At 62.6% G+C, this 25,294-nt stretch carries 29 protein-coding genes; 18 read left to right on the forward strand and 11 right to left on the reverse strand.

Annotation, left to right across the window (positions count from 1 at the left end):
- Positions 1-32 precede the first annotated feature (32 nt).
- The 3 genes from K3725_RS03685 to K3725_RS03695 form a co-directional block, all read right to left on the reverse strand.
- The gene (locus K3725_RS03685; protein ID WP_260017513.1) at positions 33-1,073 is read right to left on the reverse strand and encodes a radical SAM/SPASM domain-containing protein; all 1,041 of its coding nucleotides are present in this window, start codon (positions 1,071-1,073) and stop codon (positions 33-35) included.
- Between the two features lie 257 nt (positions 1,074-1,330).
- On the reverse strand, positions 1,331-1,504 hold the full coding sequence (locus tag K3725_RS03690; protein WP_260017514.1) for a DUF1328 domain-containing protein: 174 nt from the start codon (positions 1,502-1,504) through the stop codon (positions 1,331-1,333).
- Between the two features lie 15 nt (positions 1,505-1,519).
- Entirely contained in the window at positions 1,520-1,963 is a 444-nt protein-coding gene (locus tag K3725_RS03695) for a hypothetical protein (protein WP_260017515.1), read from the reverse strand.
- A gap of 87 nt (positions 1,964-2,050) precedes the next feature.
- Between K3725_RS03695 and K3725_RS03700 the strand changes: the two genes are divergently transcribed.
- From K3725_RS03700 to K3725_RS03710, 3 genes are all read left to right on the forward strand, one after another.
- Positions 2,051-2,782: a Crp/Fnr family transcriptional regulator gene (locus tag K3725_RS03700; RefSeq protein ID WP_260017516.1), complete on the forward strand. Its 732-nt coding sequence runs from the start codon at positions 2,051-2,053 to the stop codon at positions 2,780-2,782.
- Positions 2,783-2,950: 168 nt separating this feature from the next.
- A complete protein-coding gene (locus K3725_RS03705) occupies positions 2,951-3,121 on the forward strand; it encodes a DUF1328 domain-containing protein (protein WP_260017517.1) in 171 nt (56 codons plus the stop codon).
- A 116-nt stretch (positions 3,122-3,237) separates the two neighbouring features.
- Positions 3,238-3,735 (forward strand): Dps family protein, encoded by a 498-nt coding sequence (locus tag K3725_RS03710; protein ID WP_260017518.1) that lies wholly within the window; start codon positions 3,238-3,240, stop codon positions 3,733-3,735.
- A gap of 142 nt (positions 3,736-3,877) precedes the next feature.
- On the opposite strand, the gene K3725_RS03715 is transcribed toward K3725_RS03710, so the two are convergent.
- Entirely contained in the window at positions 3,878-4,693 is an 816-nt protein-coding gene (locus K3725_RS03715; RefSeq protein ID WP_260017519.1) for a response regulator, read from the reverse strand.
- Between the two features lie 93 nt (positions 4,694-4,786).
- Here K3725_RS03715 and K3725_RS03720 point away from each other — a divergent pair, with 93 nt between their 5' ends.
- The 4 genes from K3725_RS03720 to K3725_RS03735 are packed head-to-tail and all read left to right on the forward strand — an operon-like array spanning position 4,787 to position 8,762.
- Positions 4,787-4,981, forward strand: a complete 195-nt coding sequence (locus tag K3725_RS03720; protein WP_260017520.1) for a NepR family anti-sigma factor — start codon at positions 4,787-4,789, stop codon at positions 4,979-4,981.
- Positions 4,974-5,531: an RNA polymerase sigma factor gene (locus tag K3725_RS03725; RefSeq protein WP_260017521.1), complete on the forward strand. Its 558-nt coding sequence runs from the start codon at positions 4,974-4,976 to the stop codon at positions 5,529-5,531. Before K3725_RS03720 ends, K3725_RS03725 begins: the two co-directional genes overlap by 8 nt.
- Entirely contained in the window at positions 5,528-7,300 is a 1,773-nt protein-coding gene (locus K3725_RS03730) for a sensor histidine kinase (RefSeq protein WP_260017522.1), read from the forward strand. The genes K3725_RS03725 and K3725_RS03730 overlap by 4 nt, the downstream gene beginning before the upstream one ends.
- The gene (locus tag K3725_RS03735) at positions 7,275-8,762 is read left to right on the forward strand and encodes a phospholipase D family protein (protein ID WP_260017523.1); all 1,488 of its coding nucleotides are present in this window, start codon (positions 7,275-7,277) and stop codon (positions 8,760-8,762) included. Before K3725_RS03730 ends, K3725_RS03735 begins: the two co-directional genes overlap by 26 nt.
- Before the next feature lie 118 nt (positions 8,763-8,880).
- On the opposite strand, the gene K3725_RS03740 is transcribed toward K3725_RS03735, so the two are convergent.
- Positions 8,881-9,006 (reverse strand): entericidin, encoded by a 126-nt coding sequence (locus tag K3725_RS03740; RefSeq protein WP_260017524.1) that lies wholly within the window; start codon positions 9,004-9,006, stop codon positions 8,881-8,883.
- Positions 9,007-9,016: 10 nt separating this feature from the next.
- Positions 9,017-9,505, reverse strand: a complete 489-nt coding sequence (locus tag K3725_RS03745) for a hypothetical protein (protein WP_260017525.1) — start codon at positions 9,503-9,505, stop codon at positions 9,017-9,019.
- Positions 9,506-9,708: 203 nt separating this feature from the next.
- Between K3725_RS03745 and K3725_RS03750 the strand changes: the two genes are divergently transcribed.
- Entirely contained in the window at positions 9,709-10,296 is a 588-nt protein-coding gene (locus K3725_RS03750) for an exopolysaccharide biosynthesis protein (protein WP_260017526.1), read from the forward strand.
- Between the two features lie 176 nt (positions 10,297-10,472).
- On the opposite strand, the gene K3725_RS03755 is transcribed toward K3725_RS03750, so the two are convergent.
- Complete coding sequence (locus K3725_RS03755) at positions 10,473-10,919, reverse strand: PRC-barrel domain-containing protein (RefSeq protein ID WP_260017527.1); 447 nt, start codon at positions 10,917-10,919, stop codon at positions 10,473-10,475.
- A gap of 334 nt (positions 10,920-11,253) precedes the next feature.
- Between K3725_RS03755 and ccoG the strand changes: the two genes are divergently transcribed.
- Genes ccoG through ccoS form a run of 4 tightly spaced genes read left to right on the forward strand, consistent with a single transcriptional unit; the run spans position 11,254 to position 15,524 of the window.
- Positions 11,254-12,684: a cytochrome c oxidase accessory protein CcoG gene (ccoG, locus tag K3725_RS03760; RefSeq protein WP_260017528.1), complete on the forward strand. Its 1,431-nt coding sequence runs from the start codon at positions 11,254-11,256 to the stop codon at positions 12,682-12,684.
- A 3-nt stretch (positions 12,685-12,687) separates the two neighbouring features.
- Positions 12,688-13,152: a FixH family protein gene (locus tag K3725_RS03765; protein ID WP_260017529.1), complete on the forward strand. Its 465-nt coding sequence runs from the start codon at positions 12,688-12,690 to the stop codon at positions 13,150-13,152.
- 5 nt (positions 13,153-13,157) lie between these two features.
- Complete coding sequence (locus K3725_RS03770; RefSeq protein WP_260017530.1) at positions 13,158-15,335, forward strand: heavy metal translocating P-type ATPase; 2,178 nt, start codon at positions 13,158-13,160, stop codon at positions 15,333-15,335.
- 30 nt (positions 15,336-15,365) lie between these two features.
- Positions 15,366-15,524, forward strand: a complete 159-nt coding sequence (gene ccoS, locus K3725_RS03775; protein ID WP_019297180.1) for a cbb3-type cytochrome oxidase assembly protein CcoS — start codon at positions 15,366-15,368, stop codon at positions 15,522-15,524.
- A gap of 225 nt (positions 15,525-15,749) precedes the next feature.
- On the opposite strand, the gene K3725_RS03780 is transcribed toward ccoS, so the two are convergent.
- From K3725_RS03780 to K3725_RS03790, 3 genes are all read right to left on the reverse strand, one after another.
- Positions 15,750-17,426: a D-alanyl-D-alanine carboxypeptidase family protein gene (locus K3725_RS03780; RefSeq protein WP_260017531.1), complete on the reverse strand. Its 1,677-nt coding sequence runs from the start codon at positions 17,424-17,426 to the stop codon at positions 15,750-15,752.
- Positions 17,427-17,686: 260 nt separating this feature from the next.
- Complete coding sequence (locus K3725_RS03785) at positions 17,687-18,013, reverse strand: hypothetical protein (RefSeq protein WP_260017532.1); 327 nt, start codon at positions 18,011-18,013, stop codon at positions 17,687-17,689.
- Positions 18,014-18,056: 43 nt separating this feature from the next.
- Positions 18,057-18,770: an HAD family hydrolase gene (locus tag K3725_RS03790; RefSeq protein ID WP_260017533.1), complete on the reverse strand. Its 714-nt coding sequence runs from the start codon at positions 18,768-18,770 to the stop codon at positions 18,057-18,059.
- 106 nt (positions 18,771-18,876) lie between these two features.
- Here K3725_RS03790 and clpS point away from each other — a divergent pair, with 106 nt between their 5' ends.
- The 5 genes from clpS (at position 18,877) to K3725_RS03815 (ending at position 22,989) form a co-directional block, all read left to right on the forward strand.
- Entirely contained in the window at positions 18,877-19,200 is a 324-nt protein-coding gene (clpS, locus tag K3725_RS03795) for an ATP-dependent Clp protease adapter ClpS (protein ID WP_036762377.1), read from the forward strand.
- A gap of 12 nt (positions 19,201-19,212) precedes the next feature.
- Positions 19,213-20,202, forward strand: coding sequence for a methyltransferase (locus tag K3725_RS03800; protein ID WP_260017534.1), 990 nt, complete (start codon positions 19,213-19,215; stop codon positions 20,200-20,202).
- A gap of 84 nt (positions 20,203-20,286) precedes the next feature.
- A complete protein-coding gene (locus tag K3725_RS03805) occupies positions 20,287-21,093 on the forward strand; it encodes an SDR family NAD(P)-dependent oxidoreductase (RefSeq protein ID WP_260017535.1) in 807 nt (268 codons plus the stop codon).
- Positions 21,094-21,117: 24 nt separating this feature from the next.
- Complete coding sequence (gene hemF / locus K3725_RS03810) at positions 21,118-21,999, forward strand: oxygen-dependent coproporphyrinogen oxidase (RefSeq protein WP_260017536.1); 882 nt, start codon at positions 21,118-21,120, stop codon at positions 21,997-21,999.
- A 174-nt stretch (positions 22,000-22,173) separates the two neighbouring features.
- On the forward strand, positions 22,174-22,989 hold the full coding sequence (locus K3725_RS03815) for a GH25 family lysozyme (protein ID WP_260017537.1): 816 nt from the start codon (positions 22,174-22,176) through the stop codon (positions 22,987-22,989).
- A gap of 117 nt (positions 22,990-23,106) precedes the next feature.
- On the opposite strand, the gene hemC is transcribed toward K3725_RS03815, so the two are convergent.
- Entirely contained in the window at positions 23,107-24,066 is a 960-nt protein-coding gene (gene hemC / locus K3725_RS03820; protein ID WP_260017538.1) for a hydroxymethylbilane synthase, read from the reverse strand.
- 185 nt (positions 24,067-24,251) lie between these two features.
- On the opposite strand from hemC, the gene hemE reads away from it, so the two are divergent.
- Positions 24,252-25,286, forward strand: a complete 1,035-nt coding sequence (hemE, locus tag K3725_RS03825) for a uroporphyrinogen decarboxylase (RefSeq protein WP_260017539.1) — start codon at positions 24,252-24,254, stop codon at positions 25,284-25,286.
- Positions 25,287-25,294: the final 8 nt, after the last annotated feature.

Genomic DNA, 25,294 nt, shown 5'->3' on the forward strand with positions numbered 1-25,294 from the left:
GTATTTGAAGAAAGATGAATGACTTTCCGGGGTTACTTTTTGAGGTCGCGGCGGATGCCCATGTTTTCGGCGTTGGAGAAAGAGCAGGTCTTGCAGATGCCGAACTGTTTGAGGAAGCCGCGCTTGCGGGCGCGGGCGGCTTCGTCCGAGCGGTAGGCGGCGAGGAAGCCGTCCTGTTCGACATTCGGCAGCTGAATCACCTGATCGTAGTCGATGCAGCAGAGGCCCAGATCACCGTTCCAGAACACTACTGACTGGAACAGCGGCACCGTGCACATGGCATGGCTGGTATGGCGCGGATGGCGGCGCAATTCCTTCTGGCGCGGCAGGAAATGCGCAAACTCGCGTTTCTGGTCGGCAGAAGTGTAAGACCCGATCGAGAAAGTCTTGAACCTGACCCGGTCAAAACCGGCCTCCTTGGCCCAGGCCTCCATCTCGTCCATCTGGGGTTCGGAGTAACTGGTCAGCAACGTCTGCAGCACAGTCACCGGAGATTTGGAGCCGATCTGTTTTTTGATGTTCAGGAATTCTTCAATGCTGGCCTTGACGTCATCAAAATCGGAATTGACCCGGTAGGTCTCCTGCGCTTCCTTGGAAAACCCGTCCATGCAAAGGTTCACCCGGGCGAGGCCTGAGCGGATCAGCCGCTCGCTCATCTGGGGCGTCAAGCGGGTGGCGTTGGTCGACAGATAGGTGTCATGGCCGTTTTCATGGGCGTAAGCGATGAAATCCGGTAAATCCTTGTGCAGCGTCGGCTCGCCTGAGAAGCTGAAGTAGATCGCGGGCTTTTCCCGCTGGTCCTTGAAATCGTCAATGATCTTGCGGAACACATGCGGCTTCATCATGCCGCGCTTGCGCTTCATTGCAAACGTCACAGGGCAGACCGGGCAACGCAGGTTGCAACTGTTAGTTGCGTCGATAATGATGATCTTGGGCGGGCGCCGGAAGTAGGCCAGCGGCAGGAACCGGGCCAGGAAATGCAGTGCCCGCTCATGCAGCCCCGGAGGGTTGTCCGGCAGGTCTGGCTGCGCAGAGACGGGCTTCAGGTCCGGGGCGGGAGTGAGATCTTGCATTTGGCCGTCTCCGAATTGTGCGTGCGGGAACAACCTTAATGGCCTTGGCCCGGGTGGCAAGTGCCTGACCGGTAACGCCGCGTGAGTAAAGCGTGAGTCTGAGCAGGAAACGGGGGGCGGTCTGCGCAGGCCGACGAAAATAGCGGCGTCACGGTGCAGGCCAAAGGGACGGATGACGGCTCCCCCCGGATAACCGTCATCCGGCACCGCGAGTTCCGGAGATTGAAAGATCCCCGGACCGCAGTGTGAGAGAGATCTTACACGGGAGGCTTGCCCTTCACTGCGCGCGCAACCATCGCGGCAACAAAGAGGATCAGGAAAATGACGAATAGGATCTTAGCGATACCGGCCGACGCGCCTGCAATGCCGCCGAACCCGAGCAGCGCTGCGACCAAAGCGATCACCAAAAATGTAATTGCCCAACCAAGCATATCGTTTCTCCTTTTCTAGGCGCTGCCGGAAGCAGAATTCAGAGTACCAACCCCGGAGACACCGGTTTTGTTCCCTGGCCGCGTGTCCGGGGGTATCAGGTGCCCCATGATCATCCGCGTCGACACGGGCCTGACGAGCACCGGCCATCTCAGCATCCTGGATTGCCTTTCCAAGTCCCGCTCGGCTGCACTGCCCATCAGAATGAGCCTTCCACCGCAGCTGCGAACGGTTTGGTCGATCTTCAAACGCGTTACCACGTCGGACCCGCACTCCATGAAAGCCACTGCGATCCTGCGGTAGCGTGACAGAACTGGAAGCGCCGATTCCTGGCCTCTCTGCACGCTGATCTCCGCAGCCGGGTCAAAGTCCAGTATGGCGTCGCAGATATCGCAAGTGACGAGGTAATTCCTGGACGCGATCAGGTAGACCTGTGCGCCTTCGCGGTTCTGCCGCTCCATTGCTTCGCTCCCCCTATGGTCTGCGATTTTGGAACTTTCTGGCATCACACGCATTAAACTGTGACATAGAGCTGAAGGGGAAAGACGATGTCTGCGACCGCCTGCCAGAACTGCCCGCTACGCAAACGCGCCATTTTCACGCCGATGTCGCGCGAGGAGGTCGCCTTCACTCAATCCTTTAAAACCGGAGAAATGGTGGTGGATGCAGGCACAACCATCCTGCTGGAAGGATCAAACAGCCCGCAGCTTTTTACAGTCCTCAAGGGCATGGGCACGCGCTACAAGACATTGGAAAACGGCCGGCGGCAGGTGATCAATTTTCTGTTCCCGGGCGATTTTGCCGGTTTGCAGGCGGGGCTGATGGGTGAGATGAAGCACTCTGTCGAAGCCACTACCAGCATGACACTCTGTGTGTTCCGCCGGTCGGCGCTGTTTGAACTGTTTCAGCATCATCCGGAGCGTGCGTACGACCTGACGTGGATTGCAGCGGTAGAGGAGCACTTCCTTGGCGAGACCATTGCCTCGCTCGGCCAGCGAGATGCCCGGCAGCGCATCGCCTGGGCGCTTGTCCGGATCTATGAACGGCTTAAGGCCGTTGGGATGGAGGTCAAGAACGCAGTGCCGCTGCCCTACCGCCAGCAGGACCTGGCAGACGCGCTGGGGCTGTCCCTGGTGCACACAAACAAGATGCTGAAGGCTCTGCGTGATACCAAGCTGGCGGAATGGCAGAACGGGATTCTGAAGATCAGAAATATCCCGGCGCTCGCCGAAATGGCGATGATCGAGGAATCCGCCCCTGATATCAGGCCGCTGATCTGACGCGGCCGCAAGCGGTCTGCCTTCTCGGCTTTGCGATTGAGCAGGTGCACCGCTCCGCGCCCTGCAGGGAGGCCGCAACGATTTTCGGAAAAAGTGCTCCGCGTGGATTGGAACAAATCCAGCGGCCGCGGGTTGGGTAGGTGAAACCAGCAACAGAAAGGAGATGGCATGCTTTACTGGGCACTTGTCTTCCTGGCCGTTGCAATCATCGCCGGCATCTTCGGATTTAGCGGCATTGCTACGGCCTCCGCAGGGATCGCACAGATCCTGTTCTTCATCTTCCTGCTTCTCTTCGCGGCAGCGCTGATCGTCCGGCTGCTTCGCGGCGCTTCCCGCTGACGGCGGCGCGCGGCCAAATGCAGAATGCCTGCATTCTCTTGCCGGCGGGGCGGAACAATCCCGCCTCGCCTGCGTTTATCCATTGTAAGCGACCTGCAACAGAAAAGGAGTATCCCATGACTGGCGCACTGACCGCCGTACCAAGCCCCGACAAAGTTGAAACCGGTGTCAGGGACACTGGCCCAATCGCTGACGGCTTGGCGGACGTGCTCGCAGATACGTACCGTCTGGTTTTCAAGACCCACGCTTGCCACTGGAATGTGGAAGGCCCGGCCTTCTTCTCAATGCACAAGCTGACCGAAGAGCAATACGAAAACATGTTCTCCGCGGCCGACGACTTGGCAGAACGCATCCGTGCCCTGGGGCATCTGGCGCCATCGCGCATGGACGAAGTGCTGAACCGCTCCAAGATCGAGGATCCCAGCGGAGAGCTGAGCGCCGGTGAAATGGCGCAGGATCTGGCCGCAAGCCATGAGCGGATTGCTCAGCGCATGCATGCGCTGGCAGAACTGGCAGGCCGCCGCCGTGACATCGTGACAGAGGACCTGGCAACGGCTCGCTCTGCCTTTCATGAACAGGCGGCCTGGATGCTGCGCGCAATCGCCAAGTCGTAATCCTGAATTTCATCGCCTCCGTGCGTGGACGGCGTAGCAAAGCCCCCGGCCGCTATCGCGGCCGGGGGCTTTTGCCAAGGAGCAAATGAAAACCGGACCGCGGGGCGGTCCGGCCAGGACGTCGGCAACTGGTGAGCGGTCTTCAGACTTTCAGCGTTTCCGTGGAAGAAAAGAACATCGCCTGGCTGACGGCAGAGCGGACTTGCTCTTCCGTGTAGGGTTTGGAAATGAGGAAGGCTGGTTCGGGGCCTTCCCCGGTCAGCAGACGTTCGGGATAGGCAGTGATAAAAATGACCGGGCGGTCGCCGTGTTTTTCCAGTATGCCGTTCACGGCATCTATGCCGCTGGAATTGTCGGCCAGCTGGATATCCGACAGCACAAGCTCGGCGGGGGCGCTGGAGGCAAGCTCCATCGCTTGGGCTTCGGTACGGGCGATGCCGGTGACACTGTGGCCCATAGCTGTGACAATCGCTTCCAGGTCCATGGCAATAACGGCCTCGTCCTCGATGATCATCACCCGGCCTGCAGTGGCGCGTGACATTTCCTCGTAAGCAATTGAAATCAGTTCGGAAGCCTCGTCTTCACTGACCCCCATGATAACACCTGTGCTGGCAGAACTGAATTCCTCTATCGTGTGCAGCAGCAGCGCTTCACGGGTGTTCGGTGTCAGCTGGCGCAGATGCCTTTGCGCCTTGGCGGCGAGTCCGGTATCGGCTTCATCTTCGCCTGCCGGTGCCCCGGTGGAAGACCAGATTGCGTGGAAGACCCGGAACAGGGCGGCCTTGGGCGACAGGCTGCTGTCATATTCGGCTTCCCCTGCCAGGATCGCCTCCAGCGCCGCCAGGGCATATTTGTCGCCGCTGCTCTGGCTGCCTGTCAGCGCACGCGCATAGCGGCGCAAATAGGGCAGGTTGGCACCAATCTGGCTGGCGATCAGTTCTCCCGATTGAGCGGTCATTGTGCGACGTTCCTTTTTTTTACAATATATATGGAACTATACGCACCGCCGCGCGTTTGGTTCCAGAAACCGCGCAAAAAATTGATGGATCGCATGACACAGCCACAACGTGCCCGGCCCCGGAATGAGCAGGCCGACCGCGAAATCGACGAAAACCTCAAGCGGGCGTTCGAACAGGTCGCCAGCGAACCTGTGCCGGACCGCTTCACTGACCTGCTGAAACAGCTGAAGGAAAAAGAGACTCTGGGAAAGATGAAGCAGTCAGAGGAGAGTACCTCGAATGACTGAGACACAACCGGATCCCAGGGACGACCTGGTCAACCATCTGGGTGCTCTGCGCGCCTTTGCCATCAGCCTGACCCGCAACAGCGCCACCGCCGACGACCTGGTGCAGGATACGCTCGTCAAGGCCTGGACCAACATCGAGAAATTCGAAGCGGGTTCGAATATGCGCGCCTGGCTTTTCACTATCCTGCGCAACACCTTTTACTCGCTGCGCCGCAAGCGCAAGCGCGAGGTCGAGGATGCCGACGGGGCACTGTCCGGCAGCCTGGCGCAAAAACCGGATCACGACGGACGGCTTCACATGCGCGACTTTCATGTGGCTTTTGCTCAGCTCAACGATGAGCAGCGCGAAGCGCTGGTGCTGGTCGGCGCAGGCGGGTTTTCCTACGATGAGGCCGCCGGAATGTGCGGCGTCAAAACCGGCACCATCAAAAGCCGTGTCAATCGCGCCCGTGCCCGTCTGGCTGAGCTGATGGATCTGGACGAAGACGGTCAGATTGAGCTGACCGACACCGTGACAGCCGGAATTGTCGCGCAGCAGAGCGCCGCATGATTTCAATGCCGCGGTTGCAGGCAGGGGGGCTTCTGGTCCGGCTCGCAGCGCTGATGACGTTTGCGCTGCTGCCGCTGGGCATGATCGCGCTCTATCAGACTTATGCTGTTGTCGATGAGGCCACCCGGCTGTCGCATGCATCGCTGCTTGACCGGACCGAACGGGCGGCATCCAAGGAACGCGAACTATTGCAGCGCGCTGGCGGCGCTACAGAAGGGGTCGCGGCGGCCATACTTCCCGTTCTGGACGACCGCCGCGCCTGCAGCAGTCTTCTGCAGGCTTTCACGGACGGCCCGAACCCGTTCACCTTCGCGGCTTTCATCACACCGGATGGCCGGATGATTTGCGCATCTGATGGTAAGGCTCGGGACGTGTCTGACCGGTGGATGTACTTGAAGGCCCGCCAGACGTCGCAGTTGTCCTTTGCTTTGGGCCGCGATCTTTTGGGGGAAGGCGGCTCGTTCCTGCTGGCCACCAGCCCGGTGCAGCGCGACGGTATATTGCTGGGATATGTGTCCATAGCCATCCCGCACAAGGTCGCCGCAGCAGATTTCGGAAACAACTGGTCCGACCGGGGCATCCAGTACGTGACAATCGACGCGCAGGGCGAAATCCTTTCCTCCAGCGTGCCGGAAGAGGACGCGGCGCAAGTGCTGCCCGTTTCGGTGCCGCGGCGGGATCTGCTGGCGCACACCGGGGAGACCTTTTTTGAGGATGACCGTTCGGGCAGCGAACGGTTCTTTGCTGTGAGTGAAATTCTTCCCGGGCAGGTTTCGGTGGTCGGCAGCTGGCCGGTGGAAAACGCCATGACCGCGGCCAGAAACCCGGCCTCCCTGATGACGATCGCGTTTCCGGTGTTGATGTGGCTTGCAGGGATTTCCGTGGCGGTTCTTGGCCTGCAGCAGATGGTTATCCGCCACCTCAGCGCGCTGCGCCGGGCCATGCGCCGTTATGCGCTGGGGGAACGTGAGGACCCCAGGCTCGAACTTCACAACCCGCCGCGCGAGTTCGAGGAAGCGGAGCAGTCCTTCAACAGGATGGTTGCCATCCTGAGCGAGGCAGAACGGCGGCGCGAGCTGGACCTGGAAGAAAAGACAATCCTGCTGCGCGAGGTGCACCACCGGGTCAAGAACAACCTCCAGCTAGTTGCCTCGATCATGAACATGCAGGGCCGAACGGCACAGACGCCCGAGGCCCGCCGCATGCTGTCGCAATTGCAGCGCCGGGTGCGGGGGCTGGCCACCATTCACCGCAGCCTGAACACCAACCCGGATATCACAACTGTTGACAGCCGCGACCTGATCCAGGAGCTGATCTCGGAAATCGGATCGATGAACGCCGGAACCGGGCAGGAGATCGTGATCGAAACCGACCTCGCGCCTGTTCCGCTGACCCAGGATCAGGGTGTCACGCTCTCGATGCTGGTGTCGGAGGCGATGACCAACGCAGTCAAATACCTGGGTGTGCCTGACGGCGGACGCCCTCGGATTGATGTCCGTCTGCTAGAAACAGCGCCGGACTGGCTGGAGCTTGAAATCACCAACACCAAGGGGCAGCCGCTGGCGGCAGAGGATGAAGTCCTTCAGGGAACCGGCATTGGCGCACGGCTGATGATGGCTTTTGCGGCACAGCTTGACGGCACCGTGAGTACCGGCGAGACAGAGACGGCTTACACCTACCGGCTGGGCTTTCCCGTTGCCGCCGGTGCAGTTCCGCCAGCCGCAAGGGACACAGAACAGGATCATGACGCAGAAGAACCCGCAGCATGATGACGTCCGCTGCCCGGACTTTTCAGTTCTGGTCACCGCTGAACAGGCCTGGCCGGCTTTTGAGCGTGCGGTGCTGGAGGCCAAGAATGAAATCAGCGCGAGCTTCCGGCTGTTCGATTTCGCCACCAAGCTGTTGAGCCCGGACGCGAAGAAGACAGGGGAAACCTGGGCAGAACTGATCGCGGATGCCCTGCGCCGCGGCGTGCGCGTCCGCCTGGTGGTGAGCGATTTTGACCCGGTGATGGCGGCCCCGTTGCACGCGGCTGCGCAAAACACGCTTGCCCAGGCCAGGGAGATTGCCAGCGGGCTTGCGCCGGAAACGGCTGCGCGTCTGTCGGTGACCGCGGCGCTGCATCCGGCACGGGCCGGCTTGCTGCCGCGGCTGGCATTTTCACCTTTTGTGATCCGTAAGCTTCGCAAGCTGCCGCGGCGGCTCAGGCCCTCCGCCGCGAACCGCGGTCTGCCGCAGCTCTATCCTGTTTCTCATCACCAAAAGATTGCGGTGATCGACCGTCAGGTTCTCTACATCGGCGGGCTGGATCAGAACCACCGCCGGTACGACACCACCGCCCACGACCAGCCCGCGTTCAAGACATGGGCGGATGTGCAATTGCTGCTGCGCGGTCCCGAAGCAGAGGAAGCCGCGGATCATCTCGACAGCTTTCTGGAGGACATAGCCGGGCGCAGGCCGCCGCCTGCCCGCAAGCACATCCGTCGCACCTTGTCGGTTCCGCGCCAAGCGGGCTTTTGGGCGCTGTCGCCAAAGACGGTTCTTCGCGAAATCGAAGAAGACCACCTGGCCGCATTTGCCGCTGCCCGCAGCCTTATTTATCTGGAGACCCAGTTTCTGCGCTCCAGCGTCATTGCACGCGGGCTGGCAGATGCGGCCCGCCGCAACCCAGATCTATCGCTGATCCTTATTCTTCCCGGCTTGCCGGAAGATGTTGCCTTTGACGGGAACCAGGAACTTGATGCCCGCTATGGCATGGCTCTGCAGGCTGAGGCGCTTGAGACCGTGAGTTCCGCTTTTGGATCCCGCGCCTGTATCGCCAGCCCGGTGCAGCGCCGGATGGCTGCGCGGGACGCGCCCTCGACCCTGGCAGGCTCGCCGCTGGTCTATGTGCACAGCAAGGCGCTCATAGCCGACCGGGATTTTGCTCTGGTGGGGTCGGCCAATCTCAACGGGCGCTCTATGCGCTGGGATACCGAGGCCGCATTGCGGATCACCCGGCAAGACCGGATCGGTCAGCTCTGGCACACGCTGGCCCGGCACTGGTGGCAGGAAGACCTGCCGGAGCAGGCATTGGATCCGGCCAGCGCTGCCGCCTGGTGGCAGCAGGAAATCCGCCGCAACCAGGTGCGCCGCCCCGAGGCCCGGCGCGGGCTGCTGGTGCCGCATGACCCGGACAGGATGGCGGAACTGCAGCAGCCCTTGCCAGGTGCTACCGAAGACATTGTCTGACCCGGATTGCTTGCATCCGCGGCCACCCGGAGAATTTGCCCCGCCCTCGACAAGCGAATGAAAAAGGCCCGGTGCAGCACTGCACCGGGCCTTTGGGACGGGGGGGAGGCCGCAAGACTTATTGAGCTTCCTGCGATTCCTCGGTGATTTCATTGCCAAGGTTCGATACATCCCTGCCGAAGCCTTCTGCGGTCTCGCAGGCCGCCAGGCCTGCCAGTGCCAGCAAAGCTATCATGATACGCATGCCGGCCTCCTTATTGCAGTTTCGAGGCCACATTGCCTGCGAAGGCATCAATGACGGCATTGTAGAACAGGTCGCTGTCAACGGTCACGGCTGCGGGATCGATGCCTTCGGGGTAGTAGGCGTTCAGCTGGTCCGCGGACACGGTCAGGTCATAGCGCATATCTTTGGAGGCATCGGCCATATCGATATCCACATCGCCCTTCAGGACCCATTCGCCGACACCCAGCGCCTGCTCGAAATTGCTGGCCAGTGCCACCGAGTCGATCTCCACATGGATCTCTGCCGCGTCCTCGGCACCGGCTTCGGCGATCTGGCCTACCAGCTTCTCTGCGAGGGCGGTTTCCAGATCGGTTTCGAGGCTGGTCCAGACTTTTGCTGCCGGATGGTTCTCAATCGCACTCAGATCGGCGGTCACGTCGATTTCGGACACCATGGACCCAGCGGTAGCTGCGGTGGCCATAGCTGCAACAAGAGCGGTGGTGCGGAGCAGATGTTTCATCGTCGGTATTCCTTTCCAATTGTGTCCCTCTTGGGGATGCACCGACAGAACGCACCGGCCAGAAGAAAGGTTCCTGCAAAAATCCTGAAGGCCCGCTGAATGTACATGCATCGGCGGATTCTTGCGGAAATCAGGCGCTTGGAACTACAGACCGGCAGTCGCGTTGCCTTTCTAAACCGGAACCGCCAGAGGAAGGGGGCAAAATGACTTCAGCGAACCAGCCTGTTGAACATGTGCTGAAGGAAACCAGCAGTCTTGCGCGCAGAAACCGCGGCGGCATCACCGTCCGCCGGTTTGCAGAGGAACTGGGGCAGAGTTCGCTTCCGGCGGTTCTGGCAGTCCCGGCCATGGCTGTGGTCACACCACTCAGCGGGGTGCCGCTGTTTTCCTCTGCCTGCGGTGCGCTGATCTGCCTGATCTCGGCTCAAATGCTGATGGGGCGGCAGCACCTGTGGATCCCCGGCTGGCTGGGCCGCCGCAGGATTAAGGCTGATACCGTGCGCAAGGGGGCGGCGGCGTTACGCGGGAGCGTGCGATGGATGGACCGTCATTCGGGCAAGCGGCTGGCATTGTTGACCCGCCAGCCCTTTCTTACGGTCATCCAGGCCGTGTGCCTGATCTGCGGCGCTCTGATGCCCCTGCTGGAAATTGTCCCGTTTTCCTCGTCGGTGCTGGGCGGCATTGTCAGCCTCCTGGCCGTGGCCATGCTGACCCGCGACGGGCTGATCGTCTTGCTCACACTGTCCGCGCTCTTTACCGCTGCTGCTTCGTTCGCGGCGGGGCTTGTTTGATTGCCATGCGCTGCAGCCGAGCACCAAAAGACCGGGTTCCTTTCGGAACCCGGTCTTGCAGGCCGCTTGGAAGTGACATTCCCCGGGACACTGGTACGAGGCAGGAAACCGGAACCAGGGAAGACAAACAAACGGCGGTGATCATGGCGGCCAGAAGGCCGCCATGAATTCGGATCTTATCCGGGCTGGTAGTCCGGCAGGGCTTCCAGTTGCTCGCGTGTCAGATGGGTTAAGATACGCACGTCGGTTTCGGCCTGCACGATCTCGATATCCCCCATCGACAGCTCGACCGGCTTTTCACCGAAGCCCAGAAAGCCGCCCACATCGATGATGACGGCTTCGACGCCGCCACTGGTGTTCACCACGACCTGCGAGAGCTCGCCAATATGCTCGTCCTCGGCGTCATAGGCTGGAGCTCCGGTCAATTCTGATGCAGTAACCTCATTCATGCCCAGTGGCTCCATCGCAGGCCCGTCTGCGTCGGGGATCAGGGCCGATAGGCCGCCCTCTGAAGCCGTGCCGCCGCTGAGTGGGCCGCTTGCGGAAATGCTGCCGTCCGTGCCGCCAGCCACAGGGGCCGCCGCGGCGATGATCAGCGAAGCCGAAAGCGTAAGATGTTTCATTGGTTGATCTCCTGAGTGTTTCGCACTTCAGACCGTGCAATACAGCCCCCCAACCCGCACCAGCGGGAAAAGGTTCCAAAGAACCCGGAAATATCCCGCTGAACTGCATCCAAGAGGCGCACGGGAAAACGCTCCAACGCTGTGTTTCCGGCTTCTGCGGCAACTTGCCTCTGGCAGCATGGCAGGCACAGGCATAGGTGGCGGAATACCGCTCCGGGGGCAAAACCGGGCCGGAAAACATGATTGTGTGATGCGCTTTTTGATCCACGTCAAAGTTCTGGCACTTTGCTTCTGTGACAAGGGCGGCAGCACTGCCACAAAACGGAGAGAGTCCGTGAGCGATTCCAACCCGGCCCCCAGCCTCTATGCCGCCAGAGAGCCAATTTTCCCGCGGCGCGTGTCCGGCAAGTTCCGCAACCTGAAATGGTACATCATGGCGGTGACGCTGGGGATTTACTACCTGACCCCCTGGATCCGCTGGGACCGCGGGCCGTCGCTGCCGGATCAGGCGGTGCTGCTGGATCTGGCAAACCGCCGGTTCTACTTCTTCTGGATCGAGATCTGGCCGCATGAGTTCTACTTCGTGGCGGGTCTTTTGATCATGGCCGGGCTTGGACTTTTCCTGTTCACCTCGGCGCTGGGCCGGGTCTGGTGCGGCTATGCCTGCCCGCAGACCGTCTGGACCGACCTGTTCATCCTGGTGGAACGATGGATTGAGGGCGACCGCAACGCCCGCCTGCGCCTGCACCGGCAGAAGAAAATGGATTTCCGCAAGGCACGCCTGCGGGTGACCAAATGGGTGGCCTGGTTCCTGATCGGTCTCGCCACCGGTGGTGCCTGGGTCTTCTACTTTGCTGATGCGCCGACGCTGGCCTATGATCTGGTGACGCTGAACGCGCACCCCATTGCCTATTCCACCATGCTGATCCTGACCGCGACCACCTTCCTGTTCGGAGGCTTCGCGCGCGAGCAGATCTGCATTTATGCCTGCCCCTGGCCGCGCATCCAGGCGGCGATGATGGATGAAGACACGCTGACCGTCGGCTACCGCGAATGGCGGGGCGAGCCGCGCGGCAAGCTGAAGAAGGGCCAGGTGGCCGAAGGGCAGGGCGACTGCATCGACTGCATGGCTTGCGTCAACGTTTGCCCGGTGGGGATCGACATCCGCGACGGCCAGCAGATGGAGTGCATCACCTGCGCGCTGTGCATCGACGCCTGCGATGATGTGATGGCCAAGATCGGCAAGCCGCGCGGCCTGATCGACTACATGGCTCTGTCGGACGAGACGCTGGAGCGCGAGGGCCAGCCGCCCAAGAATATCTGGAAGCATATCCTGCGCCCGCGCACCATCATGTATACCAGCCTGTGGTCGCTGGTGGGGGTGGGGCTGCTGTTTGCGCTGTTCATCCGCTCCGATATCGAACTGACCGTTGCACCGGAACGCAACCCGACCTTTGTAACCCTGTCGGACGGCTCGATCCGCAACACCTATGACGTGCGCCTGCGCAACAAGCACGGCGAGGACCGCGTGTTCAAATTGTCGATCAAGGGCGACCCGGCCATGCGTCTTCAGCTGGAGGGCACGGTCTATCATTCGGTGAACGTCCCGGCGGATACAGCGCTGCTGCAGCGGGTCTACATCGTTTCCGCCAAGGGTTCTGCACCGTCGCAGGCCTCCAGCACTCCGGTTCGCATCTGGGTCGAGGATCTGATAAACGGGGAACGGGCCCACAAGGACACCAGCTTTAACGGCAAGGGGAACTGAGCCATGGCCAAGCGCGAACGCGAATTCACCGGCAAACACGCCATCCTGCTGTTCGGCGGTGCCTTTGCGGTGATCATCGGGGTGAACATCATTCTGGCGGTCAATGCGGTGAAAACCTTCCCGGGGCTGGAGGTGAAGAACTCCTACGTGGCCAGCCAGGAGTTTGACCAGCGCCGCTCCGCGCAGGAGGCGCTGGGCTGGTCGGTCTATGCATCTTCGCAGGGGGATCAGGTCAAGCTTGAGATCACGGACGCCGACGGTACCCCGGTGGAGGTCGCCAAGCTGAGCGCAACACTGGGCCGGGCGACCCATGTGCAGGACGACCAGAAGCCGGAGTTCACATTTGACGGCCAGGCCTATGTGGCTCCGGCTGATCTGGGTCCAGGCAACTGGAACATCCGGATGGTGGCACGGGCCAAGGATGGCACCGAATTCACCCAGCGGGTGATCCTTCATGTGAAAGGCTGAACGCGATGACCGCGCAGCTCCGCCCCTCGCTCGTCGCCTGTCCCGCCTGTATTGCCGCCCCGCATGACGCGGCAGAGCAGGCGCCAACCGAGGCGCGGCTGGCGCTGTCTCTGCCGGGCATCCACTGCCAGGCCTGTATTTCGACGGTGGAGCGGGAGCTGAACGCCCATCCGGGCATCCATTCGGCTCGGGTGAACCTGACCCTGAAACGGGCGCTGATCGAGGCAGACCCGGAGGTGCGCGCCGCCGACCTGATCCCGGTGCTGGAGCGGGCCGGTTTCGAGGCGCATGAACTGGATCTCGCAGCGCTGGCGGCCACCCAGAATGACAAGGCCGGGCGGGATCTTCTGATGCGCTTGGCGGTGGCCTTTTTCGCCTCGATGAACGTGATGCTCCTGTCGATCTCGGTCTGGTCAGGCGCGTCTGATGCCACGCGGGACATGTTCCACTGGATTTCGGCTGCCATCACATTCCCTGCGATCATCTTCTCGGCGCAGCCCTTCTTTGCCAACGCCTGGACCGCGCTGCGGGTCGGGCGGCTGAACATGGATGTGCCGATTGTCCTGGCGCTGGTGCTGGCGCTCATCACATCGCTGTGGGAAACCTTCCTTTCGGGCGAACATGCTTATTTCGACGCAGCTCTGACGCTCACGTTTTTCCTGCTGGCGGGCCGATATCTGGACTACCGTACCCGCGCTGTGGCGCGCTCGGCAGCAGAGGAACTGGCGGCGCTGGAAGTACCCCGTGCGATCCGGCTGCTGGAGGGTGACGAATACGAGGTTCCGGTTGCGGATCTGGCCATTGGCGACCTGATCCTGGTGCGCCCCGGCGGGCGGATGCCGGTCGATGGCGAGATCGTTGACGGCCAGTCCGAACTCGACCGGTCGCTGCTGACCGGGGAAACCCTGCCGGTTTTTGCTGAACCGGGTCTGGCTGTCTCCGCCGGTGAGGTGAACCTCACAGGCCCGCTGACCATCCGCGCAACCGCGGTGGGCGAGGACACATCGCTGCACCGGATGGCGGATCTGGTTGCCATCGCGGAATCCGGCCGGTCCCGTTATACGTCACTGGCCGATAGTGCTGCGAAACTTTACGCGCCCGGCGTGCACATTCTGTCGGCGCTCGCCTTTGCCGGCTGGTATCTCTACACTTTCGACATCCGCACGGCGCTGAACATCGCCGCCGCGGTGCTGATCATCACCTGCCCTTGTGCGCTGGGCCTTGCGGTGCCTGCAGTGACAACCGCTGCCTCGGGCCGGCTGTTCAAGCGGGGCATGCTGATAAAACACGCCACCGCGCTGGAACGGCTGGCAGAAGTGGATACCGTCGTCTTTGACAAGACAGGCACGCTGACCTCCGGCACGCCGGAAGTCACCAACCTGGGCGATCACGCCCGCGCGGATCTCGAGATCGCCCTGACGCTGGCCGAAGCCTCCTCGCACCCGCTGTCGGTGGCGCTCTCCCGCGCCGCGCGGGCTGCAGGAATCAAGCCTGCTGCGGTGCAGAACATCACCGAGGTGCCGGGATATGGCGCCGAAGGCCTGTTCGGCGGCACCTGTGTCCGGCTGGGCCGTGCAGCCTGGGTCGGGGCCGCGCAGGGCAGACAGACAGCAGCCTGGCTCGATACCGGGGCAGGCGAGCCCAGGCCTTTCCTCTGCACGGATGCCTTGCGCCCCGGCGCGGCAGAAGCCGTGCAGGCGCTGAAGGCGGCCGGCAAGGATGTGCTGCTGATTTCCGGTGACACCACTGGTGCGGTCGAGGACCTGGCCGGGCGGCTGGGCATTTCCAAATGGGTGGCTGAGGCGCTGCCTGCGGATAAATCCGCCCGGGTTCAGTTGCTCTCGGATCAGGGCCAAAAGGTGCTGATGGTCGGCGATGGCCTCAACGACACCGCGGCGCTGGCAGCGGCGCATGTCTCCATCTCTCCGGCTTCAGCCCTGGACGCGGCGCGTGTAGCCTCCGACATCGTGCTGCTAGGGCAGGATCTTGAGCCCATAGCCGAGGCCTGCGGCGTGGCGCAAAAGGCCACACGCCGCATCCGTGAAAACTTCCGCATTGCCACGCTCTACAATGTGATTGCAGTGCCGCTGGCGATTGCGGGGCTGGCAACGCCCTTGATTGCAGCGCTGGCGATGTCTACCTCCTCCATAACCGTTTCCCTCAACGCGCTGCGGCTGCGCTGAACCCGCACCCGCAAAACTGGTACTGAGCTTATGAGTGTCCTTGCCTATCTGATCCCGATTTCGCTGATCCTCGGCTCAGTGGGGCTTGCGGCGTTTTTCTACACAGTGCGCAGCAACCAGTACGATGATCCAGAGGGTGACGCCCGCCGTATCCTTAATGACGAGTGGGACGATAAGCCTAAGCCCTGACGGGCGGCCGTTAACCAAAAACTCCCGCCCCCGCAGGTGCCCTGGCTGGCGCCAGAACACCTTGGCGGCATTGGGCGTGGCACCGCGCTTTGCGCGGTGCCACGCCCAACGGGAGGAGGGGTTTTCAAAAGAAAAGCCTGACGACGGGCGGGAGAGGCCGCTGGAATGGGACCACAAAAAAGGCGCCTTCGCGGGCGCCTTTTCTGATTTGTGGTGTCACCGCACTCAGGACGGTCCAATCGGCGCGCAGGTCACGTTGCGGGCGTTCAGGCGGCGGCAGGCCAATTCTGCCTGCTCCTGGCTCATGCCCAGGAAGTTGGCCTCGAACCCGCGGCGGGTCTTGGCGACTTTGCGCAGGGTGCCGTCCAGTGTTTCCAGTTCCGACAGCGCGGTGCGCAGCAGCACCTTCTCGGCCTGGTAGCGGCTGGTATACAGCCCCACATTGACCCCCCAGTAGCGGCCGCCGGACGTGGACAGGCGGGTCACAACAACGGGCTCCGGCTCAGGTGCGGCTCCGGTCAGGCTGGCCGGGCGGGCCACGGGGCGCAGGCCGGTGAAGGGCACCTTCTGCACGGCCGCGAGTATGACCGGCTCCGCTGTCTCCTCGGCTGGCTGCGGTTCGGCTTCCGCTTCGGCGAGGGCCACGGCAATGCTCTCGCGCAGGGCATCCCCCTGAACAAGGCTGTCCGCACTGACTGTCTGAACGTTCTCAATCTGCTCCTGCTGGCTGTCTGCCGCCGGGTTGCCTGCCGTTTCAGGCGCAGTTCCTCCGGCAGCCCCGGCAGAGGCAACGGCTGCAGCTGGGGCGGCATCTTCTTCAGGCTCGCTAACCGGTGTCTGGAGCGCTTCTTCGAGGGCGGCAACCAGAACGGGCGATTCGCTGGCGCCGGGGCGCGACTTGGGACGCAGGCTGGTGTTCACCTGGCCACTCACCCTGAGGGTCTTGCCTGCCACGCCAGATGTGGACTCGTCACCGGCATCGGCAACCACCACATTGCCCGCTCCCTGATAAGCCGGCCGCCGCGGTTTGCGCAGCGCGGCGCGCGACGGCGCCCGGCGGAAGCCAAGGTCCAGCAGCTCCGCCACCTTGGCATTGCGCGAGGCGGTGGATTTGCCGCCGAACACAGTGGCGATGATCCGTTCATTGCCGCGCTTGGCCGATGCAACGAGGTTGAAGCCGGCGGCGCGGGTATAGCCGGTCTTGATCCCGTCGGCACCGCGGTAGGCCGCCAGCAGGCGGCGGTTGGTATTGGGTACCTCGCGGATGCCTGCATGGGTCGAGCGGCGCGAGAACAGGTTGTAATACTCTGGATAGTCATACAGCAGATGCCGCCCCAGCGTGGTCATGTCGCTGGCGGTCGACAGATGCCCGCTGGCGGTCAGCCCGTGGGCGTTCTTGAAGGTTGTGCGGCTCATCCCCAGCGCCTTGGCGGTGCGGTTCATCCGGCGGGCAAAGGCGGCTTCGGATCCGGACAGGGTCTCGCCGATTGCAGTGGCGGCGTCATTGGCGGACTTCACCGCCGCGGCGCGGATCAGGTACCGGAAGGCAATTTTCTGGCCTGCTTTCAGCCCCAGCTTGGATGGCGGCTCGGCGGCGGCATTGCGGCTGATCCGGACCTTGGTGTCCAGGGTGATCTCGCCGTTCCGAACGGCCTCAAACGCGATGTAGAGTGTCATCATTTTGGTCAGCGATGCCGGGTGCAGCCGGGTGTCGGCATTGCGCGAATGCAGGACCTCTCCGGTGCGGGCGTCGATGACCATCGCTGCATAGGGCGCGGCTGCGCCCCGATGCGGCTGAATCGCTGCCGTAAGAACTGCCAAAAGAAAGACCGCGGTTGCCCATAGGAACCGGGTACGGGAATACCGGCTGGACGCCGGACTTACCTGCGTGATCACTGCCATGTTTGCCTCGTGCCGCCGGTTTTCCGGCTGACGTTTTTGCCTGTGCTGGAAAGCGTAACACAGGGTTTACGAGGAATAAACAGGCGCGAATGCGTGCTGTTTGGCGCATCGGCCAAACCGTGCCGGCATCTTGTGTGCCGAGCGGTTCCGGCCGCTAGATGCGGCAAGTCCTAACGAAATGTTATCAAAAAAAGTTGCCTCTGCGGCCGCGATCAGCGGCCGGAGGCGCCTGCCGGGAGAGTTTTGGCTGGTTTATCCGTTCATCCGCCGTGGAAATTGGTCACATAGAACGGGGTGGAATAGCTGAGGCCAAGGGAGAATTCACAGGGCTTGTGCAGCCGCGCCTTGATGCGGGATTCGAGGTCTGCCAGCAATGCCCTGGAAAAGGCTTCATCCCGGTGAGGCTTGGTCAGCAGTGCGACGCTGATGGTGATATGCGAGTGGTGGTACTGGCCCGCAGGGTAGGCGCGGCCCTTGCAGGCGCCCGCGCCGCTGTCGTGTTCCAGTATGACCGTTTCGATTTCGGCAAGAATGGCCTCTGCATCGACATCCAGGTCGCTGGAGTACGTCAATTCTGCATGGGGCATGTATCCGGGGCTCCTTTGGCGTTTGCCGAAGGAATAACGCCGCTCAGCCCAGGCTGTCCACCAGATCCGCCAGCCCGCCCAGATCGGCGATCTCCGTGTACCGCGGGCTGTATTCCGGCGCCTCGGCGTGCTCGACCTCCCAGATCAGCCCGTGCGGCACATAGGTGCCCCAGCCGCCGGCCTCGATCACTGGCACCACGTCGGACCGCATCGAGTTGCCGACCATCATCGCGCGGTCCGGACCATCGCCATGGCGGTTGAAGATGTCCACATAGACGTCTGGCGTCTTTTCCGAGACCACCTCGACGCCGTCAAACAGCTCCCCCAGGCCGGACTGCGCCAGCTTGCGCTCCTGATCCAGCAGGTCGCCCTTGGTGATCAGCACCACCTTGTAGCGGCCCGCAACGGACTCCACCGCCTCCCGCGCATGGGGCAGCAGCTCGATCGGATAGGACAGCATCATCTGGCCCGCGGTGATCAGCTCCTTGACGACGGCTGCAGGCACCCGCTCGCCGGTCACTTCGATCGCGGTTTCGATCATCGACAGGGTGAACCCCTTCACCCCGTAACCATAGCGCCCCAGATTGCGCTTCTCGGCGTCCAGCAGCAGGCGCTCCAGCTGTTCTGGGCCGACATCCGCAGGCGTGTGATCCTGCAGCAATTCGGCAAACCGCTCCTGCGTTACGCGGAAGAACCGTTCATTGTGCCAAAGCGTATCATCGGCATCAAAACCGATTGTTGTCAAATTAGGTGTCAATCTGCCGGTCTCAGTCTCTTTTCCTCTACGCCATAGACGCTATATAAGCGTCACAGTTAATTCCACGTATCATTGGATCAAATTGCCTATGCCGCTGCTGCCGACAATGATGACTGATCATTCTGACGACGACACGGAATCCGGCGTTCTGACCAAGACGCGGCCCAAGACCAAGCGCCCGCCGCGCTATAAGGTGCTGCTGCTGAATGACGACTACACCCCGATGGAATTCGTGGTGATGGTGCTGGAACGCTTCTTCGGCATGACCCACGCGCAGGCGTTTGAGATCATGCTGACTGTGCACAAGAAGGGCGTTGCCGTGGTCGGCGTGTTCAGCCATGAGGTGGCGGAAACCAAGGTGGGCCAGGTGATGGATTTCGCCCGCCGCCACCAGCACCCGCTGCAGTGCACCATGGAAAAAGAAGAATAAAGAGGCCCTTAGATGTCCGTACGCTTGTCCTTGGCCGCCCAATCGGGCGGCTTTGCTGTGCCTGCTGAGGGCCGCATTGCCGTGTTCCATCCGCGCAGCGAACACGATCTGTCGGTGCTGCCCAAGGAGCAGGTTCTGGTCATCCAGCCGCTCCGCCCGGATCATGATCATTTCGCAGGGCAGGGCTACGCTTGCGCACCTGCACTGGAGGCCGGGGCTGAGTACGCTGCCGCCGTCGTCTTTTTGCCGCGGGCCAAGGCACTGGCCCGGATGCTGGTGGCGCAGGCCGCCGCGGTCACCGCGGGGCAGGTGCTGATCGACGGCGCCAAAACGGAAGGCATCGATTCGGTGCTGAAGGACCTGCGCAAGCGCTGCGCGCCCTCCGCGCCGGTCTCCAAGGCGCATGGCAAGGTGTTCTGGATCGAGGGCGGCACCGGTCTGTCCGATTGGCTGCCTGACGGCCCGCAGCAGGTCGAGGGCTTCATCACTGCCCCGGGCGTGTTCTCGGCGGATGGCATCGACCCGGCCTCCCGGATGCTGGCGGCAGCCCTGCCGCAAAAGCTGGGCCGCTGCGTGGCGGATCTTGGTGCCGGCTGGGGCTATCTCTCGGCGCAGGTGCTGCAGCGCGAGGGGGTTGAAGACCTGCACTTGGTTGAGGCCGACCATGCCGCACTGGCCTGCGCCCGCCTGAATGCAGCGGATCCACGGTCGCATTTCCACTGGGCTGATGCCCGGACATGGAAGGCGCCGGGCGTGGTGAGCACTGTGGTCATGAATCCGCCGTTCCACAGCGGCCGCGCAGCCGAACCCGCGATCGGGCAGGCCTTCATCGCTTCGGCGGCCTCCATGCTTGCCGCCAGCGGCAATCTGTGGATGGTCGCCAACCGGCACCTGCCGTATGAGACCGCGCTGGCGGAAAAATTCGCCCAGGTGCGCGAGGAGGGCGGAGACAACCGCTTCAAGATCCTGCATGCGGCCAAGCCGAAGCGCGGGCGCAAGTAACCGCGCGCGCGGCGCAATGGCGGTTTCCAAACCGGCAGGCGCGGTCTAACGTGCGGGCCAAATGCCATAGGGGAGCACCCTTTCATGTCCTTTTCCATTTCCGGAAAGACTGCCATCGTGACCGGCGCCGCCAGCGGCATCGGACTGGCAATCGGCAAGCAGTTTGCCGATGCCGGCGCCAATGTGATGTTTGCCGACATGCATGAAGCGCAATTGGTTGATGAGCTGGGAGAGCAGGCCGACGAAAGCAATATCCGCTATTTTGCCGGCGACCTGCGCGAGCGGCTGACCATAGCCAACCTGCTGTCCGCCACCATCGACGCCTTTGACGATATCGACATTCTGGTCAACGGCGCGCGGCAGGTGGTGGCGACCGACGCGCTGGATCCTCAGGACCAGACTCTGGACCAGCTCCTGAACCAAAGCCTGCTGCCGTCAGTGCGCCTGTCCCAGCAGGTTGCCAAGCGGATGATCAAGCAGGGAGAGGAGCATGAGGACGGCGACGGCCCGCTCGGCACCATTATCAATCTGTCATCGATAGCGGCCCGCCGCACCCACCCGGACCTGATGGCCTATTCGGTGGCCTCTGCCGCGCTGGACCAGGTCACGCGGTCCTTGGCAGTGGCGCTGGCGCCGCACCGGATCAGGGTCAATTCGATTGCCTTCGGTTCAGTAATGAGCGCTTCGATGCAGGAAACCCTCAAGGAAAACCGCGGTTTCCGCCAGGATATCGAGGCGCATACGCCGCTGGGCCGGGTGGCCTCTCCGACGGAACTGACCGAGACAGCCCAGTATCTGGCTTCAGACGCCTCCGGGTTCATGACCGGCCAGGTGCTCACGCTGGATGGCGGCCGCACCTTGCTGGATCCGGTCTCCGCACCGATGCACTGATTGGACTGACAATTGACTGCTGAAATGAAAGAAGAAAAGGCCCGGGCTGCGGCCTGGTTCCGGGAATTGCGCGACCAGATCGTCGCGGCCTTCGAGGCACTGGAGGACAGCCATGCTGAGGGTCCGTTTGCGGAAATGGACCCGGGCCGGTTTGATGTGACCGAAACCAAACGCACCTCGGACGACGGTTCCGACGCGGGCGGCGGGCTGATGAGCGTGATGCGCGGCGGCCGGGTTTTTGAGAAGGTCGGCGTCAACATCTCCGAGGTCTACGGCACGCTGGGCGAACGCGCGCAGGCCGCGATGGCGGCGCGCAAGGGTATTCCCGGCATGAAGGATGACCCGCGTTTTTGGGCCTCCGGGATTTCGCTGGTTGCCCATATGCGCAACCCGCATGTTCCCGCCGTGCACATGAATACCCGCATGTTCTGGACCCCGCACGCCTGGTGGTTCGGCGGCGGCTCGGATCTGAACCCGTGCATCGAATACGCAGAAGACACCGCGCATTTCCACGGGCAGCAGAAACAGCACTTGGACCCGCACGGGGCAGAGCATTACCCGCGGCTCAAGGAGTGGGCGGATGAGTATTTTTACATCCCCCACCGCAAGCGCGCCCGCGGAGTAGGGGGCATCTTCATGGATGACCAGAACTCCGGTGATTGGTCCGCAGATTTTGCCCTGACCCGGGACATCGGCCGCGCCTTCCTGCCGGCCTTCGTGCCGCTGGTCGAAAAGCGCCGGGTGCAGGCATTTGATGAGGCAGACAAGGACGCCCAGCTGATCCACCGCGGCCTCTATGCGGAATACAATCTGGTCTACGATCGCGGCACCAAGTTCGGGCTGGAAACCGGCCATGATGCCAATGCGGTGCTGATGAGCCTGCCGCCCCTGGCCAAATGGGTCTGACCCGCCCTTTCTGAAACAGCAGCGCGCCGCCCCAGAACGGCGCGTTTTTCTTGCGGCGGATTTACGCTGATCTGTGCCCTTTGGGGCGCGACTTTGCGCTGCCCTGCGCTAAGATGAAACTCAACAGGCAAAGAAAAGAGCGGTAGTAGCGAAGCGAGGCAGGGAGCACATCACATGCGCAGACTGGTTCTTGGGGTATTGGCACTGTCATTGGCGGCGGGCTGCGGCGGGCCGCCGGAAAGGGATGCCGGAGCACCGGCGGTCACCCGTACCGAACCCGCCAATGCGCGGCTTGCGGGGCTTTCGACCTATCCCCGCTTCGGCGACCGCGACCCGCATGACTGGGACGGGCGCAAACCCTGGTCCTACCCGGTGCACGGCATTGACGTCTCGCGCTACCAGGGCGACATCGACTGGCGCACGGTGCGCCGCTTTGGCGTGTCCTTCGCCTATATCAAGGCGACCGAAGGCGGCGACCACATTGATGCCAAGTTCCGCGACAACTGGCGTGGTGCCCGCGCGGCTGGCATGAAACGCGGCGCCTATCATTATTACTATTTCTGCCGCCCCGCTGCAGAGCAGGCGCGCTGGTTTATCCGCAACGTGCCAAGGGACACAAACGCGCTGCCGCCGGTGCTGGACATGGAATGGAACCACCGCTCCCGCACCTGCCGCACGCGGCCTGACGGTGCCACGGTCCGGGCCGAGGCGCGCAAGTTCCTGAACATTCTGGAACGCCACTACGGCAAGCGCCCGGTGGTCTACACAACAGTGGATTTCTACCGCGACACCGGCATCGGGCGGCTCAGCGGCACCGAGTTCTGGCTGCGCTCCGTCGCGGGCCACCCGCAAAAGGTCTACCCGGGCAAGGCGTGGAGTTTCTGGCAGTATTCCGGCACCGGCGAGGTGCCCGGAATTGCGGGCGACGTGGACCTCAACACCTTCCGCGGCAGCCCGGAGAGCTGGCTGAAATGGTCCGGTCAGATCTAGCGCCAAGCAGGGGCTTTACCCCCTCGCGCCCTTGGCGCTCACCCCCAGGATATTTTCAGCCAGATGAAGAGCGGGTCCTCCAATCCTCTGGCCCCAAATATCCCGGAGCGCGTCGCTTCAGGCCTTCCAGTCAAAAAAGCCCTTGCCGGCCTTCTCCAGCAGCTTGGCCGCCATCTCCCGGCCCAGCTCCGCGCCGTCCTCAACAGCGCAGATCTGGTCGTCATTGATCGCCTCCGACCCGTCCGGCCGCAGCACCTCGCCGCGCAGACGCAGGGTGGAGCCGTCCAGCTCCGCGAGCCCTGCAATCGGCGTCTCGCAGGAGCCGTCGAGTGCCGCCAGGAAGGCGCGCTCCGCCGCCAGCCGCTGGCCCGTCTCATGGTTATGGATCGCCGCCAGCATATCGCCCGCGCGGCTGTCACCGGCGCGCCGCTCGATGCCGATCGCGCCTTGCGCCACCGCGGGCAGCATGTCGGAGGTCTCAATAGCAGTGGCAGGCACGTCGTCCATTGCCAGCCGGTTCAGGCCGGCCATCGCCAGGAACGTGCATTCCGCCACGCCCTCACTGAGCTTGCGCAGCCGAGTCTGCACGTTGCCGCGGAATTCCACCACGTTCAGGTCCGGGCGGCGATTGAGCAGCTGTGCCCGGCGGCGCAGCGAGGAGGTGCCGACCACCGCGCCCTCGGCCAGATCATGCAGTGACGTCAGCGACGGCGAGACAAACGCATCCCGCACATCCTCGCGCGGCAGATAGGTATCCAGCGCCAGCCCCTCCGGCTGCGCAACCGGCATGTCCTTCATCGAATGCACCGCGATGTCGATGGCACCCGAAAGAAGGTCCTCTTCGATCTCCTTGGTAAACAGCCCCTTGCCGCCCAGTTCCTTCAGCGGCTTGTCCGCCGCGATCAGTGCCTGATTGTCGCCGGTCGTCTTGATCACCACGATCTCGAACGCCTCAAGCGGCAAATCAAAGGCGGCGGCCAGGCGCGCACGTGTCTCATACGCCTGGGCCAGCGCCAGCGGCGATCCGCGGGTGCCGATTTTCAGGGGCGAAGCGGGGGAGGGCAGGGTCAGTGTCATGCAGAAAGCCATAAATCAGTTTGCATCCCGGAGGAAACCGGTTTTTGCGCATCTCCCACGGGCCGGGCGCGCGGGCTTTGACATAGGACAAGGCGCAACCGCACGGGGCGCGGCACATCGCCCCTGCTCTTGACATTCCGCCTCTCAGGCATGACCTCAGGAGCCAGCTGACAAAGAGGATGACCATGGCCGGACAAAAGACGCTGCTGCGCGCATTGGCGGGTGAAAAACAGGATGTGCCGCCGATTTGGATGATGCGCCAGGCGGGCCGCTACCTGCCGGAATACCGCGCCACGCGGGCTGAGGCCGGGGATTTCCTGTCGCTCTGCTATAATTCCGATCTGGCTGCCGAAGTAACGCTGCAGCCGATCCGCCGCTACGGCTTTGATGCCGCGATCCTGTTTGCCGACATCCTGCTGGTGCCGCAGGCACTGGGTGCCGACCTGTGGTTCGTGACCGGCGAAGGCCCGCGGCTCTCGACCATCACCACCGAGGCCGACTTTGCCAAGCTGGGCCCGGCATCCGACATCCACGAGACGCTGAACCCGATCTATGAAACGGTTCGTATCCTGTCGCGCGAACTGCCGTCCGAGACCACGCTGATCGGCTTTGCCGGTGCGCCCTGGACCGTGGCGACCTATATGATCGCGGGCCGCGGCACGCCGGATCAGGGGCCTGCCCATGCCCTGCGCGAGGAAAACACTGCCCTGTTCGAGGCGCTTCTGGCGCGGATAACCGAGGCGACCATAGACTACCTCTCAAAGCAGATCGAAGCCGGCGCCGAAGTGGTGAAGATCTTTGACAGCTGGGCCGGCTCGCTGAAGGGCGAGGCGTTCCAGAAATACGCATTGGAACCCTGCCGCCAGATCACCGCAGCGCTAAATGAACGCCACCCGGGCATCCCCGTGATCGGCTTCCCGCGCGAGGCGGGTGAGAAATACGTGGGTTTCGCAAAGGCAACCGGTGTGGATTGCGTGGCGCTGGACAACTCGGTGGATCCGGAATGGGCCGCTGCCAATGTGCAGGTGGACGGCTGCGTGCAGGGCAACCTGGCCTCCCGCCACATGGTGACAGGCGGGCAGGATCTGGTGGATGACACCCGCCGCATTGTCGAGGCGTTCAAGAACGGCCCGCATATCTTCAACCTGGGCCATGGTATCACCCCCGACGCCGACCCGGACAACGTGCAGCTGATGATCGACACGGTCAGGGGCGGCTGACCTGTTAC

It is taken from the genome of Leisingera sp. S132 (assembly GCF_025144465.1).
Classification (GTDB): domain Bacteria; phylum Pseudomonadota; class Alphaproteobacteria; order Rhodobacterales; family Rhodobacteraceae; genus Leisingera.

Coding starts and splice junctions, on each gene's coding strand:
- K3725_RS03745 (WP_260017525.1), bottom strand. CDS start 9,505: ATGAAACATCTGCTCCGCACCACCGCTCTTGTTGCAGCTATGGCCACC.
- K3725_RS03715 (WP_260017519.1), bottom strand. CDS start 4,693: ATGACCGCTCAATCGGGAGAACTGATCGCCAGCCAGATTGGTGCCAAC.
- K3725_RS03725 (WP_260017521.1), top strand. CDS start 4,974: ATGACTGAGACACAACCGGATCCCAGGGACGACCTGGTCAACCATCTG.
- K3725_RS03755 (WP_260017527.1), bottom strand. CDS start 10,919: ATGAAACATCTTACGCTTTCGGCTTCGCTGATCATCGCCGCGGCGGCC.
- hemF (WP_260017536.1), top strand. CDS start 21,118: ATGAAAGAAGAAAAGGCCCGGGCTGCGGCCTGGTTCCGGGAATTGCGC.
- K3725_RS03815 (WP_260017537.1), top strand. CDS start 22,174: ATGCGCAGACTGGTTCTTGGGGTATTGGCACTGTCATTGGCGGCGGGC.
- K3725_RS03750 (WP_260017526.1), top strand. CDS start 9,709: ATGACTTCAGCGAACCAGCCTGTTGAACATGTGCTGAAGGAAACCAGC.
- K3725_RS03710 (WP_260017518.1), top strand. CDS start 3,238: ATGACTGGCGCACTGACCGCCGTACCAAGCCCCGACAAAGTTGAAACC.
- K3725_RS03705 (WP_260017517.1), top strand. CDS start 2,951: ATGCTTTACTGGGCACTTGTCTTCCTGGCCGTTGCAATCATCGCCGGC.
- K3725_RS03730 (WP_260017522.1), top strand. CDS start 5,528: ATGATTTCAATGCCGCGGTTGCAGGCAGGGGGGCTTCTGGTCCGGCTC.
- K3725_RS03695 (WP_260017515.1), bottom strand. CDS start 1,963: ATGGAGCGGCAGAACCGCGAAGGCGCACAGGTCTACCTGATCGCGTCC.
- K3725_RS03700 (WP_260017516.1), top strand. CDS start 2,051: ATGTCTGCGACCGCCTGCCAGAACTGCCCGCTACGCAAACGCGCCATT.
- K3725_RS03805 (WP_260017535.1), top strand. CDS start 20,287: ATGTCCTTTTCCATTTCCGGAAAGACTGCCATCGTGACCGGCGCCGCC.
- hemE (WP_260017539.1), top strand. CDS start 24,252: ATGGCCGGACAAAAGACGCTGCTGCGCGCATTGGCGGGTGAAAAACAG.
- K3725_RS03720 (WP_260017520.1), top strand. CDS start 4,787: ATGACACAGCCACAACGTGCCCGGCCCCGGAATGAGCAGGCCGACCGC.
- K3725_RS03740 (WP_260017524.1), bottom strand. CDS start 9,006: ATGCGTATCATGATAGCTTTGCTGGCACTGGCAGGCCTGGCGGCCTGC.
- K3725_RS03735 (WP_260017523.1), top strand. CDS start 7,275: ATGACGCAGAAGAACCCGCAGCATGATGACGTCCGCTGCCCGGACTTT.
- ccoS (WP_019297180.1), top strand. CDS start 15,366: ATGAGTGTCCTTGCCTATCTGATCCCGATTTCGCTGATCCTCGGCTCA.
- K3725_RS03765 (WP_260017529.1), top strand. CDS start 12,688: ATGGCCAAGCGCGAACGCGAATTCACCGGCAAACACGCCATCCTGCTG.
- clpS (WP_036762377.1), top strand. CDS start 18,877: ATGATGACTGATCATTCTGACGACGACACGGAATCCGGCGTTCTGACC.
- K3725_RS03780 (WP_260017531.1), bottom strand. CDS start 17,426: ATGGCAGTGATCACGCAGGTAAGTCCGGCGTCCAGCCGGTATTCCCGT.
- K3725_RS03685 (WP_260017513.1), bottom strand. CDS start 1,073: ATGCAAGATCTCACTCCCGCCCCGGACCTGAAGCCCGTCTCTGCGCAG.
- hemC (WP_260017538.1), bottom strand. CDS start 24,066: ATGACACTGACCCTGCCCTCCCCCGCTTCGCCCCTGAAAATCGGCACC.
- K3725_RS03690 (WP_260017514.1), bottom strand. CDS start 1,504: ATGCTTGGTTGGGCAATTACATTTTTGGTGATCGCTTTGGTCGCAGCG.
- K3725_RS03785 (WP_260017532.1), bottom strand. CDS start 18,013: ATGCCCCATGCAGAATTGACGTACTCCAGCGACCTGGATGTCGATGCA.
- K3725_RS03770 (WP_260017530.1), top strand. CDS start 13,158: ATGACCGCGCAGCTCCGCCCCTCGCTCGTCGCCTGTCCCGCCTGTATT.
- K3725_RS03800 (WP_260017534.1), top strand. CDS start 19,213: ATGTCCGTACGCTTGTCCTTGGCCGCCCAATCGGGCGGCTTTGCTGTG.